Consider the following 15139-nt stretch of genomic DNA (forward strand, 5'->3'; position numbering starts at 1 on the left):
TGGAGGCACCAGCAGCCAAAATCACTCGTTCTCAGCGCTCTGTTCAGTTCTCAAGGAAGGTCCGCTCCCAGCCCGTCGGCGTGCGACAACGTCGCCTTCCCGGGTCTTCCGGCTGGTGCGGGGCATTGCGGGTCGCTGGGCTCCGCCGGTTTAGACGGGCCTTCACCGCCTAGGTAACCTAGGTCGTTGCGATGAGATGAAGCTACCTAGGTTGCTTTCGAGGTGTCAAGGAGTCGCGCTCAAAAACCCCAAATGACCTAGGTCAGGTACGCTCTACTGATGGACTCGAAGCCCCCGAAGACGCCGAACGCCCGGGAGATCGCCGCCCAGATCCGTGACGACATCGCCGACGGGACGTACGGCCCAGGGGCCCGGCTGCCGGGCGCCAAGGGATACGCGAAGAAGCTCGGCGTAGCGCTCATGACCGTGCAGAGCGCGTACGGGCAGCTCGCCGAAGACGGGCTTGTCGAGGGGCGTCCGGGGAGCGGTACGTACGTGATCGACCCTGTGCAGGGCGAGCCCACCGCACAGCAGACCGCTGTAAGCATCCGTGACATTCAGGCTGAGCTGGTGCGAGTCACTTCCCGACTCACGGATCTCGCGGAGAGGGTCGAGAAGCTGGAGGAAGAGCGCACCTCCAGCGCATCGAGCGGCAGCGAGTGAGGTGCTGACCTGCGTGTTCGGTGTCTTTGGCGTCATGTGACAAGCCTGTCGGCGCAAGCGTCATCTCGGAACGCACTCTCACCGCCCCTGCACCGAACTAATCCGAACTTTCTTGGCTGACCACCTGATTCGGCTCCGGAGCGGGTGCCAGACTGGCTCGCATGGCCGAACTCAACGGAGCATCAGTATCGCTCGAAGATCTTCAGATCCTCGCCCTCACAAACTACGGGCACTTCACGTCGATGCGCATGGACGACGGTGCCATTCGTGGGCTCACGCTGCACATGGAACGACTCGTACGGGACTGCCGACTGGTCTTCGATGCCGACCTTGCCCCGGAGCGGGTGCTCGGGTATGTCCGTAAGGCAGTTGGCCAGCGCACGGGCTCATTCAACATCAGGGTCACGATCTTTGACCCCGCGCTGGAAATGGGGCACCCCGGAGCCGATGCCGACCCTCACGTCCTGGTAACCACCCGTCCCGCCGGCGCCATGCCTCCACCGTCGCTCAAGGCGAAGACCTTCACCTTCAGCCGCGACACAGCAGCGGTGAAGCACATCGGCCTCTTCCCTCAGCTCCGCCTGCGGCGTGAAGCCCAGCGCGCGGGCTTTGATGACGCTGTCTTCGTTGAAGCCGACGGGCGCATCTCCGAGGGCGGGACCTGGAATTTGGGCTTCATCGACGAATCCGGCATGGTCGTGTGGCCTGACGCACCTGTCCTGCCCGGCGTCACTATGCAGCTCCTCCAAGCTGCCTACGACGAGAAGATGACCACAGCTCCCGTAACCCTCGCCGACGTGCCGAGGATGCGTGCTGCCTTCGCCACCAACACCTCCATCGGAGTACGCACCATCAGCGCCTTGGATGACGTCCAGTTCGCTGCTGAAGACCCCGTCCTTAGCGCTCTCCGCAACGTTTACGCCGACATTCCTGGGGAGCATCTGTAACTGGACCTGGCGGTCCGCGCCCGACGCCGGCGGCGGACCGCCAATCCGAAGGGGAGCGATCATGCCACTCGTTACTCAGTGGACGGGCCGAGAGGTCAAAGCGCTTCGAGAAGCTGCCCGGATGAGCCTGATGGATCTCGCCGACAAGCTGGGCGTCTCCGACCGGATCATCTCCAAATGGGAGAGAGGCGGATCGGAGAGCATTCCTCGCATGGTGAACCAAGCTGCGCTCGATACTTTGTTGGCCGAGGCCAGCCCCGATGTTCACGGACGCTTCATCGGACTCCTATCAGTCAACGAACCCGTTCCGCGTCAGTTGATCGACCCAGCAGAGAGCGCGGTCATGAGCGGGCAGTACGTCAAACACCCGCGTGACGGGAAGCTGATGGCACGGGTACCCGAGGGGATCTACCTGGCCGGGGAAACTGACGAACCAGTATGGGTGGATGAGTTCCACATCGACACGTTCCCGACGACCAACGCTGACTACGCGAGATTCTGTGCGGCCGTCGGACACCGCACTCCCCGGCACTGGGACGGGGGTCGCTGCCCACGCCGCCTGTACGACCACCCGGTGATCGAGGTGTCGTGGAAGGACGCCTCCGCGTACGCGGAATGGGCTGGCAAGTCATTGCCCACCGTTGAGCAGTGGGAGAAGGCGGCTCGTGGCACAACAGGCACGATCTACCCGTGGGGTGACCAGAAGACCGCCGCCAAATGCAACGTGCGCGAGACCGGCATCGAAGGCACCACTTCAGTCTCCCGCTACCACAGTGGCGTATCGCCATACGGCGTCTACGACATGGTGGGCAATGTATGGGAGTGGTGTTCCACCCCGACCCAACCGGGGCGATACGAGCTGAAGGGCAGCGCCTTCACCAGCCCCTTGTTCCGCGGGGTGCCGTCCGCCTCCAACGACGCTGACGACTTTATGCAGGACGATGACACGGGTTTTCGGTGTGTGGCGGCACCGGAGCAGATGACGCCGCAGGATTCCTGAACCGGCAGCAGCGAGGGAAGCCCACGACGGAACATCCGGGGGAGGTGTCCCAGCTGTCCGACTGTCCGGTTAGAGCGATGACCAGGGGAAATGACCCGGACAGCAGAAACAGGAGCTGTCCGGGCTGTCCGGTTACAGACGGCTGCAACATGAACACGTGTTGCAGCCCGGCGGCGAAGCCGACCCTGATAGGCCGTAGGAGCCGAAGGCGACTTCACCTTGGTCATCAAGCTCTATCCGAGTGTCTAACTGCGCTACAACCAGGGTGTACCACCGCGTACAACCACGGACGCTCAGGGACAGCTAGTCCAGGTCAATGGCGTGCCCTTCACAGGTCGAACCGACGGTCGAATTGCTTCGGGACGAAGAGGTCGTGGGTTCAAATCCCGCCACCCCGACTGAAGAAACACAGGTCAACGACCTGATCCTCACTGAGGATCAGGCCGTTGCTGTTTCTCCCTGCCCTCTTGGGAGGGGTCTGGGAGAAGATCTCGGAACTTGGGTCCCGCGCGCGGCGCCTGCCGCCGCTCCGCGAAGCGAGCCTGCAGCAACTCACCGAGCACGGCGGCGGGTGACGTAGGACACATCACGAGGCAAGCATCCGACACCTCCGCCGCTCCCGCGTCAGACCTGCCATCAGCTCCGCACGCATCCGTCGCGTGAGGTGGTGCAGCGAGCCTGCACCGAGCCGCCCATGTGCCCCATGCGCTCGTCATCGGCCGGCCGGGGTCCGCACAGTCCGTATCTCTCCATGCCGGCCTTGTGCGTATGCCTCAACCCACGAGTGGTCAGGGCCGTCGCGGCGGGAAGGCCGGCGGTGTCCGACGTCATTCCGTCGGCGTCGGTGGCAGCGAGGGTGCGACGGCCCGGAAGGCCGCGGGGGCTGCGACGTCGAGCACGGGTGCGGTCCGACCGGAGAAGGGACTGACGACGCGTCCGCTCGACCGGTTCACCGGGCAGGTCGTCCACCGTTGTGCACGTCAACGTCCGCGCAAACCGGGCTATATCGCATCGTCCTGGCGCTCATGTGCTGCGGGACAGACAGCGACGACCCGGCACCTCCGAAGATCTGGCCGTCGGAGCACTTCGCCTTGATGGTGTAGTGATCGTCCGGTGCCGAGATGTGGACGGTGGCCGTCTTCCGGTTCTTGGGCGGGTTCGTTCAAGAGGTGGTCACTTCGCCGGGGTTCGGAGAGCCGGACTCTCCGCTGGTCGAAAGGCAGTTCCGCGGGCCCGACCAGTCGTGGCTGTGGGCGCGGAGGCTTCGCCGTGCGCGGCGGGAGTGGTGGCCGCGCCGCTCAGAACGACGGCGCCGGCAACGGCCAGCACCCGAAATGTCCGTGATCGCTTCATTGTGGGGGAAGCCCCCCCCGTGGGGGGAAGCTCCCCCTGGTGAATCGGGATGTCAGAACAGGCAAGGCCGCACCGCACAGTGGTCACACGGCAAGGCCGAGAAGCACTGTGTTTGGTCTTGGGTTGCCTGGTGCAAGGTTCCCAATTCAGCGAGCTCGTCCGGGCGTCGCGCCATTCGGTGCCGGTCCCTCCCCTCGTGGGGACCGGTACCGACGGCGCGGGCTGGGTCGATCCGCCGCCGTGCCGGCGCGGATCGAGGAAAGGCCGGACTCGTGGTCGATGCGACGGGAGTCCGACGGGACCGGGTGGCGGTCCTCTCGGATTCATGCGCCGAGACCGTCGACACCGACCTGTAACTGTGGTGGAAGATGACCGGGAACGTGCGTCAAGAGTTGTGCCTCCGAGCGCTGAGCTGGTGGCCTGTCCGGGTGGTGCCCGGTTGATGCGCTGCTGCGACGTGATCCTGCCAGCTGAGGCTCCCGCCGAGGAGATTCCGGCCTCGGGGACAGGGCTTAACCGCAGGTCAGCCAGATAAGGTGAGTTTTCCGGTCCGGATGTCCAGGTGCGGGGGGAGTAAGGGGTGGAGGCCTTGAGTTCCGACTCAGGGGCACGCACAGCCTTCGCGGAACGTCTCGCGCTGCTGTACAAGGAGGCCGGCAACCCTCCCCTCAAGAAGGTGGCCGAGGCGGTCGTCCGGCTGCAGCGGGTCGACGAACGAGGGCGGCCCGTGCGGGTGTCCGTACAGCGGATCAGCGACTGGCGACGGGCCAAGAACGTGCCTGCCCAGTTCACCGCCCTCACCGCGGTGCTGCACATCCTGATCCCCCAGGCACGGCGGTTGCGGCCCGCGCCGGTGTCCACGGGCCTGTACGACCTGGCCCAGTGGCAGCGCCTGTGGGAGCGCGCGGTCGGCGACCGCGCCGCGGCACCCGCGGAAGAGGAGGAAGGCTCCCGGGCCGAAGCCCCGGCCGTCCCCGGTGTGTGCCCGTACCGAGGGCTGGCTTCGTACCGTGAGCAGGACGCCCGGTGGTTCTTCGGCCGGGAGCGGTGTACGGACGCCCTCGCAGCTCAGCTTCGCGCGACGGAGGCCGCGGGTGGCTTGGTCATGCTGGTGGGCGCCTCCGGGGCAGGAAAATCCTCCCTGCTGAACGCCGGCCTGATGCCCGCATTGCAGAACGGCGCACCGGGCGACGGGAACAGCCCGGAGAGGGAAGTGGTGCAGCTCGTGCCGGGAGGCGATCCGCTCGCGGAGCTGACCCGCCGGATCCCCGAGTTTGCGCCTGTCGTCTCCGCCGCGGAGGAACAGGCGGCGACGGAACCCGGTACTCCGCAATTCGCGCAGGCGGCGAGGGAGGCCGCCGCGGCATGGGCGGGGCGCGGGACATCGTCCGCCGCCCGTCCGGTCGTCATCGTGGACCAGTTCGAGGAGGCCTTCACCCTCTGCTCCCACGACGCGGACCGGCGCGCTTTCATCCAGCTCCTCCACGCCGCGTGTACGCCCGCCGACTCGGGCGGCCCGCCCCCGGTGAGCGTCATCCTCGGCATACGCGCCGACTTCTACGAGCAATGCCTCGGGTATCCCGAACTGGCCGACGCGCTGCAGCACCGGCACATGGTGCTCGGGCCGCTGACCGCCACCGAGCTGCGCGAAGCGGTGACCGGCCCGGCCAAGGCCGTGGGCCTGGAACTCGAACCGGGGCTGGCGGAGCTGATCGTCCGGGAGGTGAGCGCCGACGGTCCCGGCGGGACGCACGACGCGGGGGTGCTGCCGCTCCTCTCCCACGCCCTGCTCGCGACCTGGCAGCGGCGGAAGGCGGGAAGGCTGACGCTGGCCGGCTACCGCGCGGCGGGCGGAATCCAGGGAGCGGTGGCGGCGACCGCCGAGCGGGCCTGGACCGGCCTCGACCCGACAGCGCGCACGGCCGCGAGGCTGCTGCTCCTCCGGCTGGTCCGGCTGGGCGAGGACACCCAGGCCACCCGTAGACGGGGGACGAGGCGCCAACTGGCGGAGGAGTCGACGGACCCCGGCAAGACGGAGGAATCGCTCGAAGCGCTGGTACACGCCCGATTGGTGACACTCGACGCGGACGCGGTGGAGATCACCCATGAAGCGCTGCTCCACGCCTGGCCACGCCTGCGCGACTGGATCGACGAGGACAGGAACGGCAACCTGCTGCGCCAGCGGCTGGAGGAGGACGGCAGGGCCTGGGAGGGCTCACACCGCGACACGTCGCTGCTCTACCGGGGTTCCCGTCTGGAACAAGCCCGCACCTGGGCGCAATCCGCCGGTGACACCTTTCTGACCCGTAGCGCGGTGGAATTCCTGGCCGCTTCGGTCAGACTGCGCCGGCGCACGGTCTGGATCAGCCGTGGTGCGGTGGCGGCTCTGGTCGTCATGGCGATGCTGGCTGTCGGTTCGGCGGTGGTCGCGTGGCAGCAGCGGGACGACACCGTTTTCGAGCAGGTGCTGGCCGAAACCGATCGCGCCCAGTACACGGATCCGTCCTTGTCGGCTCAACTCGACCTGGTGGCGCACGGCTTGCGGCCCGACGACGAGGGCGCGAACAACCGGTTGATCTCGATCGTGAACGCGCCGCTGGCCACGCCGCTGCTGGGCCACACCGGCGCCGTCTACCTCACCTCGTTCAGCCCGAACGGGCGGATCCTGGCCACCGCCAGCTACGACCGGACCGTTCGCCTGTGGGACGTGCGGGATCCGAAGCGCCCCAAACCCCTGGGCAAGCCCCTCACCGGCCACTCGAGCTGGGTGAGCACCGCTGTCTTCAGCCCGGACGGACACACTCTTGCCAGCGCTTCGGACGACGGCACGATCCGGCTGTGGGACGTGCGGGATCCGAGCCACCCACACCTGCTCGGGGCGCCCTTGACCGGCCATGCCGGCACGGTCTACCTGCTCGCCTTCAGCCCCGACGGACACACGCTGGCCTCCGCCGACGAGGATCACACCGTCCGTCTGTGGGACATCCGCGACCCGCACCGGCCGAAGGAGCGCGGTGCCCTGACCGGCCCCACGGCCGCCGTGCGCTCCGTGGCGCTCAGCCCCGACGGACGGACGCTGGCAGCCGGTGGCGACGACAACAAGATCAGGCTGTGGGACCTGGCCGACCGGCGTCATCCGAAGCGGATCGACAGGGTGCTGACCGGCCACTCGGGCACGGTGCACTCGGTGGCCTTCAGCCCGGACGGCCACACGCTCGCCAGCGGCAGCGCGGACAACACCATCCGGCTCTGGGACGTGGCCGCCCCACGTCACGCGGCACCGCTCGGCGCACCACTGACCGGCCACACCGGTCCTCTGTGGTCCGTGGCCTTCAGCCCCGACGGAAACATGCTCGCCGCCGGCAGCGCCGACAGCACGGCGAGCCTGTGGAACGTCAGTGATCCGGCATATCCGTCGCAGGTCGGCGAGCCCCTCGCGGGCGGCAGCGGTGAGATGTACGCCGTGGGCTTCAGCCCGGACGGTCGGACCCTCGCCACGGGGAGCGGCGACAGCAAGGTCCGGCTGTGGTCGATTCCGACGGCAGACATGATCGGCCGAAGCGGAGCGTTCCGCCCGGACGGGCGGGTGCTCGCCACGGCCGCGCGCGATGGGCGGATCCGGCTGTGGAACGTGCAGCATTCCGACCGGCCCAGGTCGCTGAGCAAACCGTTCATGCACGCGGACGCCGGCGATCGTTCGCTGGCGTTCTCCCCCGACGGCCGCACCCTCGCGGTGCTGACGGCGAACCGGGCGGTGTATCTGTGGAACGTCACCGACCCGGCCCGGCCGGTCCCCTACGGCCGGCCCGTCACCCTGCGGACGCGGTTCATGGGCCCGCGCGCGCTGGCCTTCAGCCCGGACGGGCGCACGCTCGCGACCGCTTACAGCGACCGCACCATCCAGCTGTGGAACGTCGGCGACCCGTCCCATGTCGCCCGGCTCGGCGCACCGCTCACCGGACACAAGGGCTACATCAACTCCCTGGTCTTCAGCCCGGACGGACGCACGCTCGCCAGCGGCAGCGCGGACTCCACCGTCCGGCTCTGGAAGACGGCCGACCCCCGTCATGTCAGCCCGCTCGGCGCGCCCCTCACGGGGCACCTGGGACCCGTCAACGCGCTCGTCTACAGTCCGGACGGCCGTACGTTGGCCAGCGGCAGCGACGACGACACCGTCCGGCTCTGGAACACGGCCGATCCCCGCAAGGCAACCCGGCTGGGATCCCCTCTCACGGGCCACACCGAAGCGGTCGTCTCGCTGACGTTCAGCAAGGACGGCCGCACCCTGGCGAGCGGCGGCAGTGACACCACGGTCCGGTTCTGGCGCGTCGCGGACCCTTCCAAGGCCGCTCCCATCGGTCAATCGACGAGCCCCAACGCCAAGACGGGCAATTTTTTGTCGTTCAGTCCCAAGAACCACATGCTCGGTGTATCGAGCGGGGCCGGTACCGTCCGGCTGTGGAACCTGGATGCCGACGAGGCAATTCAACGCATTTGCTCGACCACTCGAGGCGTTCTGACACCGGAGAAATGGCGCGAATATCTGCCCCACCTCTCGTACGCGCCGCCGTGCGGCAAGTAACGAAGCCGGGATCAACCAGCGGCATGCGTCCGCGCATCGGGCGGGATGCCGCCGGTCGGCTCGGCCGCGCCCTTGGTTCTCCGTTTCCCCTTGCCGGACCCGCGCCAGGTGACTCCGATCACAACCCGGCACAAGAATTCTGCAGTTGACTCCCCGTCTCGCAGGCAGCCTTGCTAGTCTTGGCTGCAGCCCGATCGCTGGTGCATCCCCCGTCGCCAGCGGTCGGGCTCTTTCATGCCATGCCCTGCGCAGAACATGAACTACGTGAACTTCGTGAACATCGTGGAGAACGCGAACAACGCAAAGAGGGGCGCCGCGCGAAAGCGCTCATCACACTCCCTGGCGTGCGTGACAAGGCCTCGCCGCCGGTGACTGCTGCCGTCCGCCCGTCCACCCCTGGACCGGCAATTGCCAGGCGCTTTCGATACGGCGGGGCAAGGGGCCCGTATGGAGGCAATCGGCCTCTTCGCCTTCTTGGGCACCACAGGGTCAGCCGACTGTCTCCGGTCCGCCAGGGTGCCGATCCCGTCGGGACTCGGCCGGGGCGAAATGGTCGTGGTGCGGCCGCCGTCACCCCTACTGAAGAAACAATGCCCGGTATGGAGTTCGGCCCGGGTGTCCAAGACGGGCCCCACTCATCAACACCTCTTGAGGAGTCGTAAGGTGGAGCCGTCCGGCCGGCCAGCCGGCCAGGGCGCCGAAGAACGGAACAGTGAGCACCCATGGCAGTGGCATACGAGCGGATCGCGGACGAGCTCCGCGAAGCCATCCGTGCAGGTGAGCTGAGACCCGGGGACAAGTTGCCGGCGGAGTCGAAGCTCGCCGAACGGTTCAGGCGCAGCGTGCCGACCATCCGCGAGGCGCTCCGCTCGCTCCGCGACGAAGGCCTCATCGAGAAGCACCACGGGCGCGGCAATTTCGTCCGCCGACAACGCACCTCCACGCTGCGTACAAACCTCCGCCATCAGTGGGAGAAGGGTCGGGCGCGTCAGCCTCTGGCGGAGCGGGCCCAGACCGGCGCCACCGAGCACGAGACCGGACTGGAGGTCGACGACCTCGTCTTTCGTGTGTCGTACCGCGAGACCACGGCGGACCAGGGCCTCGCAGAGGCCTTCGGGCTCCCGGAGGGCACCACCCTCCTCGAACGCAGCTACAGAACCCGGTACGCGGCCGAAAGCGCCCCCTTCAGCCTGGTGACGTCCTACCTCGTCCACGACCTGATCGCGACGAACCCGGACCTGCTGGACACGGCCAAGGAACCGTGGCCAGGGGGCTCACAGAGCCAGCTCTACACCGTCGGAATCGAGCTGGACCGCGTCGAGGAGCGCGTCACCGCCCGTCCGCCGACGCCCGAGGAAGCGGAGGAACTGGAGCTGCCGCCCGGGACGTCGGTACTCGTGCTCCGGAAGACCTCGATCGACATCAACGACCGGGTCGTCGACGTCTCCCATGTCATCCTGCCTGGCGACCGCACGGAAATGCTGTTCACCACTCCCCTGGAAAGGTGGTGAGTGCCGTGCGCCGGCGCATCATCATCGTCACCGCCGTTCATGCGCCGTCCGCGCACTTCCTTCCGGATGCGTACCGGTCGATCTGCCGGCAGGAACTGCCCGAGGGGTGGGAATGGCACTGGGTCGTCCAGGAGGACGGGAAGAGCGACGAGGTCGCTCCCCACCTTCCCGATGACGAGCGGGTGACGTTCCGGCAGGGACGGCCCGGCGGCCCCGGTGTCGCCCGCACCATCGCCCTGTCGCAGGCGGACGGCGAGTACATCAAGGTCCTGGACGCCGACGACCAGTTGACGCCCGGCGCGCTGGCGCGTGACCTGGCCGCCCTCGAAGGCGACAGCAGCATCGGCTGGGCGACGTCGCGCGCCCTCGATCTGCTTCCCGACGGTTCCACGGCCGGCTTCCCCGGAGACCCGGAGCCCGGGCCGGTCGAGCGCGGAGCCGTGCTCGACCGCTGGAAGGCGAACGGGTTTCGCGCCCCGGTGCACCCGGCGACGCTCTTCATGCGCCGCGACCTGGTCCTCGCGCTCGGCGGCTGGATGGCCCTCCCGGCGTCGGAGGACACCGGGCTGCTCCTCGCGCTGAACGCCACGAGCCGCGGCTGGTTCTCCGCCGAAGTAGGCCTCCACTACCGCAAGTGGCCCGGCCAGGCGACCAGTCAGGCCTCCCACACCGACGCCGCCGAGCGGGATGCCCGCATGGCCGTCGTGGAGGCCAGGGCGCGGCAGCTCGCACACTTCAAGTGGCGCTATCCGGCTGCCGATTGACCGGCACGGCACGGCCGATTGATCAGCACTGTCGATCGACGGGTATCAGGAGATCCTCGTGGGTCTTCCGCCCCTGCCTCCGGCTGCGAGGCATTCCCTCGCGAACATGGCGTGGGACCCACCGTCCGTGCGATGCATTGAGCACCGCTCTGGTCTGTTGCTGCCCAACGTGCCACCCTTCGCGGCACCTTCTGCGTGGCCCTCGCACACTCAGCCCCGAGGCCCACAGCAAAGGCCCATCACGCAGCACTGTCGCTCTTACAGACAAGGGGACGGCAATGAGCGAGACCAAAGGTGAGCAACAGGGCATGTCGCGGGACCACGTCGCCTCACCCCGGGAAACGCCGGTGAGCAGCGCCGAGGAGGCCCTCAGGAAGAGGCACGCCGCTCGCGCCCGAAGCGCCTGCGACCGCGTCCGGGCGGCCTGCCGCTATGCCGGCGTCGAGGAGGACCGGGCCCACGTCGTACCCGTACCCACCGAGGCTGCCGCGAAGGCCGCCAACGCCCTCCGCCTGTCCGCCGAGGCCCTCACCGCGTTCGCCGGGAGTGCCCCGGATCCCGCCGCGGACGCCCGCCACGCGAGGAACGTCTCTGCTGCTGCCGTGCTCGCTGCCCGGATAGCCCGGTCCCACGATGCCGGCGAGCTCTCCGAGGCCGCGTACGGCGCTGCCCTCAAGGCATCCCAAGCTGCCGGGGAAGCCGCGGGGAGGGAGGGACTGGGCAGGAAAGAGGCATTGAATACCGAGGCGGAGGCAACCGAGGCGGCCGCCGTCGCCGCCGCCGGGGCCGCGGGCTGGATGTAGCCGCTCACCGCCGCTGTCCGGCACCGCCACACCACGGCGTGGCACGGTGCCGGACAGGGCGGCTGCGCGTGGTGCGGCCGGTCAGTCCCGGTCGAAGGGAAGGTCCAGCATCCGGATGGCGTTGCCGCGCAGGATCTTGTACGTCACGTCCTCGGGGAGTCCCGCCACATGCTCGGCCGCCACCTGCTTCGTGTGCGGCCAGGTCGAGTCGACGTGCGGGTAGTCGGTCTCGAAGGTGGCGTTGTCGACCCCGACGGTGTCGATCGAGGCGACGCCGTGCTTGTCGCGGAAGAAGCAGCAGAAGATCTGCCGGTAATAGTACGACGACGGCGGCTCGGGGATCAGGTCCTTCACCCCGCCCCAGGCCCGGTGCTCCTCCCAGACGTCGTCGGCGCGCTCCAGGGCGTACGGGATCCAGCCCATCTGGCCTTCGCTGTAGGCGAGCTTCAGCCGCGGGAACTTCACCAGCACGCCGCTGAAGAGGAAGTCCATCATCGAGGCCATCGCGTTGTTGAAGCTCAGGGACGCCTGCACGGCGGGCGGCGCGTCCGGGGACGCCGCCGGCATCTGCGACGACGAGCCGATGTGCATGTTCACGACGGTCCCGGTCTCCTCGCATGCCGCGAAGAACGGGTCCCAGTAGCCGGAGTGGATGGACGGCAGCCCCAGGTACGTGGGGATCTCGCTGAAGGTCACCGCCCGTACCCCGCGGGCGGCGTTACGCCGGATCTCGGCGACCGCCAGGTCGATGTCCCACAGCGGGATGAGGCACAGCGGAATCAGCCGGCCGCCGCTGTCCCCGCACCACTCCTCCACCATCCAGTCGTTGTACGCCCGCACGCACGCGAGCCCGACCTCCTTGTCCTCGGCCTCGGCGAAGGTCTGCCCGCAAAAGCGCGGGAACGTCGGGAAGCAGAGCGAGGCCTCCACATGGTTGAGGTCCATGTCCGCCAGCCGGGCCTTGGGGTCCCAGCACCCGCGTCGCATCTGCTCCCGGGTGATCCCGTCCAGCGTCATCTCGTCGCGGGAGAAGCCGACGGCGGCGATGATGCGCTTGTACGGGAAGATCAGGCCCTCGTACTCCCACCAGTCCGTGATCTGGCCGTCCGGGTCCGTGGTGAACCGGTACTTCCCGCCGACGTACGCCAGCTCACCGATGCCGGCGGTGAAGGGCTTCGGCCCCTTGTCGCGGTGCTTCTTCGGGAGCCAGGTCTCGAAGAGGTGCGCGGGCTCGATCACGTGATCGTCCACGCTGATGATCTTGGGTAGCTCTGCCGTGCCGCTCTCGCTGCTGATCACGCTGTACCCCCAACTGCCCGCCGGTGTGTCACGCCGGGAACGGAATCTGACGACCCATCAGTTTCGAGGCTATGGGCTCGCCCTTGCGACGGCAAGGCAAGGCCGGGAACTCCACCCCTTGCGGTATCGCACGGCGTCCGTTGAACTGACACATCGTCAGTTCAGCTTGATGAGACGAGGGGCAGCATGCAGACGATCTGGCTCAGCGGTGCCGAGTGGTGCGCCGTCCTCCGCATAGGCCTCGGGCTGTGGTGGCTGGAGAGCTGGCGCCACAAGGACAAGAAGACCTGGTTCACCGGCGGCGGCATCCGGTGGGCGGCCGGCATCGCGGCCGAACACCGCTGGCCTGCGGTCCGCACAGGCTTCGACCACCTCGTGAAGCCCCACCCCCGCCTGATGGCGTACCTCGTCGCCTACGCGGAACTCGCTCTCGGCCTCGGCCTGATCGTGGGGTTCCTGACGCCGATAGCCCTGGTCGCCGGGACGGTGCTCAACCTGATCTACCTCGTGCTGATGATCCACGACTGGGCGGAGCAGGGGCAGAACCTGATGATGGCGTTGATCTCGATGACGGGGCTGCTCGCCATGAGCTGGCAGAGCTGGTCGCTCGACAGCGCCTGGGGGCTGTTTCTGTAGTCGGGGTCGGCGGCTCCGGACGGCGGCAGGCGGCCGCCGGCCGGCCGGCGGCTTCCGCGGGCGGCCGACGGCGCTCGGTTCGCGAGCGGGCCGTGCGTCGGTCCGCGCCCCTGGGACGGGGCGGCCGGGGCGCCGGACGTTGCCGGTGCCAGGGCGCCTTGTGCGTCGAAGGGAGCTGTCGGGCAACGCCGGGTGGCGGGCGGGCGGTCAGTTCTTGTCGTCGACGGTCACCGGACGGTCGTTGCTCAGCTCGGTGAAGAGCTGCCTGGCCTTCGGCGCGTTCCACTTCACGGCGCTGCCCTTCGGCGTGCGGAAGGCGAGGTTCGACACGGGGACGTTGAGCCGCCTGCCGTCGCCCGCCGTGACGCCCTTCATCGCCTTGAACAGCGAGGTGAGGCTGGGCAGGCCGGTGTCCTTGTCCACGATGAGCGTGCCGAGGCCCGCGCTCACGGTCGGGTAGACCTTGGTCGGGTCGAGCAGGATGCCGGGGGTGGCGGCCTTGCGGGCGAGTGCGGCCAGGAACTTCTGCTGGTTCTGGCTCCGGCCCAGATCGCCCTTGGCCTCCTGGTGGCGCTGGCGGACGAAGGCCAGCGCCGTGCGGCCGTCGAGGGTGTGGCAGCCCTTCTTCAGGTTCGCGCCCGATTTCTCGTCCCTGACGTCCCTGTCCAGGCAGATCGGTACGCCGCCGATCGCGTTCACGATGCCCACGAAGCCGGCGAAGCCGATCTCCGTGTAGTGGTCGACGTGCATGCCCGTGTTGTGCTCGATGGTCCGGACGAGCAGGTCGGGGCCGCCGAACGAGAACGCCGCGTTGAGCTTGTTCTGTGACGCGCGGTAGTGCCTGCCGGTGTCGGGGCGGATGTACGGCGGGATGGTCACCCACGAGTCGCGCGGCAGACTCACCATCGTGGTTCCGTTGGCGCCGGTGTGCAGCAGGATCATCGAGTCGGTGCGGCGGCCCGCGTCGGCCGAGCCGCCGGTGTGCAGATCCTTCTTGGCCTGCTCGGAGAGGCCCACACGGCTGTCGGAGCCCACGATCAGGTAGTTGGTCCCCCGGCCCTGCGGCATCCGGTCCGCGATCTTGCCGAGGTCGACCTCGTCGTTGAGCTGGGTGTCGGCCCAGACGTAGGTGCCGAGGAACCCGACGGCCAGCACGGTGGCCAGGACGATCGCCGTCCGCGTGATCCGGCGGCGCCGGGGGGAACGGCCGGCGGCGCGCCGGCGGCGGCCGGTGCGGCCGTTGTCGGGGCCCGTACGGCGGCCGGTGCGGACCGCGCGCCCCGTGTTGCCGGTGGGCCCGCCGAACCGGTCCGGCGGCGCCGGCGCGGGCGAACGGGCGGTGCGCGGGGGGCTGTTCATCGACCGTGCCGGATGCATCTGGGGCGGGTGTTCGCCCTGGCGCCACGCCTGTCCGGCACTGAGGTGCGCCGTGTCCGCTTCGCCGCCATGCCGGTGATCAGGCGGCCCGTCCAGCCAATCAGTCATGCGCGGAAGTCTGCACTGTCATGTCCTCTTCACCAAATAGTGCTCAGTTCTGCACAAGCGAACGGGGCGCGGGTGCGGGCCGGTTGCGGGGCGCGA

The 15139-nt window shown here is 68.4% G+C and carries 10 protein-coding genes; 8 read left to right on the forward strand and 2 right to left on the reverse strand.

Going from position 1 to position 15139, the window contains the following annotated elements; all coding sequences use genetic code 11:
* Window positions 1-279 precede the first annotated feature (279 nt).
* The 7 genes from ACGFWI_RS02590 (at window position 280) to ACGFWI_RS02620 (ending at window position 11623) form a co-directional block, all read left to right on the forward strand.
* Window positions 280-663: a GntR family transcriptional regulator gene (locus tag ACGFWI_RS02590; protein WP_393904066.1), complete on the forward strand. Its 384-nt coding sequence runs from the start codon at window positions 280-282 to the stop codon at window positions 661-663.
* A 161-nt stretch (window positions 664-824) separates the two neighbouring features.
* Window positions 825-1610 carry an aminotransferase class IV family protein gene (locus ACGFWI_RS02595; RefSeq protein ID WP_393904067.1) on the forward strand — a complete coding sequence of 262 codons (786 nt, stop codon included), beginning with the start codon at window positions 825-827 and terminating at the stop codon, window positions 1608-1610.
* A gap of 61 nt (window positions 1611-1671) precedes the next feature.
* On the forward strand, window positions 1672-2610 hold the full coding sequence (locus tag ACGFWI_RS02600) for an SUMF1/EgtB/PvdO family nonheme iron enzyme (protein WP_393904068.1): 939 nt from the start codon (window positions 1672-1674) through the stop codon (window positions 2608-2610).
* Window positions 2611-4543: 1933 nt separating this feature from the next.
* The gene (locus ACGFWI_RS02605) at window positions 4544-8545 is read left to right on the forward strand and encodes an AAA family ATPase (RefSeq protein ID WP_393904069.1); all 4002 of its coding nucleotides are present in this window, start codon (window positions 4544-4546) and stop codon (window positions 8543-8545) included.
* Between the two features lie 722 nt (window positions 8546-9267).
* Window positions 9268-10056 (forward strand): GntR family transcriptional regulator, encoded by a 789-nt coding sequence (locus tag ACGFWI_RS02610; RefSeq protein ID WP_393904070.1) that lies wholly within the window; start codon window positions 9268-9270, stop codon window positions 10054-10056.
* A 5-nt stretch (window positions 10057-10061) separates the two neighbouring features.
* Window positions 10062-10820, forward strand: coding sequence for a glycosyltransferase family 2 protein (locus tag ACGFWI_RS02615; RefSeq protein ID WP_393904071.1), 759 nt, complete (start codon window positions 10062-10064; stop codon window positions 10818-10820).
* Between the two features lie 278 nt (window positions 10821-11098).
* Window positions 11099-11623 (forward strand): hypothetical protein, encoded by a 525-nt coding sequence (locus tag ACGFWI_RS02620; protein ID WP_393904072.1) that lies wholly within the window; start codon window positions 11099-11101, stop codon window positions 11621-11623.
* An 81-nt stretch (window positions 11624-11704) separates the two neighbouring features.
* On the opposite strand, the gene ACGFWI_RS02625 is transcribed toward ACGFWI_RS02620, so the two are convergent.
* The gene (locus tag ACGFWI_RS02625) at window positions 11705-12922 is read right to left on the reverse strand and encodes an amidohydrolase family protein (protein ID WP_393904073.1); all 1218 of its coding nucleotides are present in this window, start codon (window positions 12920-12922) and stop codon (window positions 11705-11707) included.
* A 186-nt stretch (window positions 12923-13108) separates the two neighbouring features.
* On the opposite strand from ACGFWI_RS02625, the gene ACGFWI_RS02630 reads away from it, so the two are divergent.
* Complete coding sequence (locus ACGFWI_RS02630; protein WP_393904074.1) at window positions 13109-13558, forward strand: DoxX family protein; 450 nt, start codon at window positions 13109-13111, stop codon at window positions 13556-13558.
* A gap of 207 nt (window positions 13559-13765) precedes the next feature.
* On the opposite strand, the gene ACGFWI_RS02635 is transcribed toward ACGFWI_RS02630, so the two are convergent.
* Window positions 13766-15043, reverse strand: a complete 1278-nt coding sequence (locus ACGFWI_RS02635) for an LCP family protein (RefSeq protein WP_393904075.1) — start codon at window positions 15041-15043, stop codon at window positions 13766-13768.
* Window positions 15044-15139 lie beyond the last annotated feature (96 nt).

The organism is Streptomyces sp. NPDC048434, from assembly GCF_043200375.1.
In the GTDB taxonomy this organism is placed as follows: domain Bacteria; phylum Actinomycetota; class Actinomycetes; order Streptomycetales; family Streptomycetaceae; genus Streptomyces.

Excerpts from the sequence above, each read along its gene's own strand:
- ACGFWI_RS02590 (WP_393904066.1), top strand. The coding sequence starts at position 280 with ATGGACTCGAAGCCCCCGAAGACGCCGAACGCCCGGGAGATCGCCGCC.
- ACGFWI_RS02595 (WP_393904067.1), top strand. The coding sequence starts at position 825 with ATGGCCGAACTCAACGGAGCATCAGTATCGCTCGAAGATCTTCAGATC.
- ACGFWI_RS02600 (WP_393904068.1), top strand. The coding sequence starts at position 1,672 with ATGCCACTCGTTACTCAGTGGACGGGCCGAGAGGTCAAAGCGCTTCGA.
- ACGFWI_RS02610 (WP_393904070.1), top strand. The coding sequence starts at position 9,268 with ATGGCAGTGGCATACGAGCGGATCGCGGACGAGCTCCGCGAAGCCATC.
- ACGFWI_RS02620 (WP_393904072.1), top strand. The coding sequence starts at position 11,099 with ATGAGCGAGACCAAAGGTGAGCAACAGGGCATGTCGCGGGACCACGTC.
- ACGFWI_RS02630 (WP_393904074.1), top strand. The coding sequence starts at position 13,109 with ATGCAGACGATCTGGCTCAGCGGTGCCGAGTGGTGCGCCGTCCTCCGC.
- ACGFWI_RS02635 (WP_393904075.1), bottom strand. The coding sequence starts at position 15,043 with ATGACTGATTGGCTGGACGGGCCGCCTGATCACCGGCATGGCGGCGAA.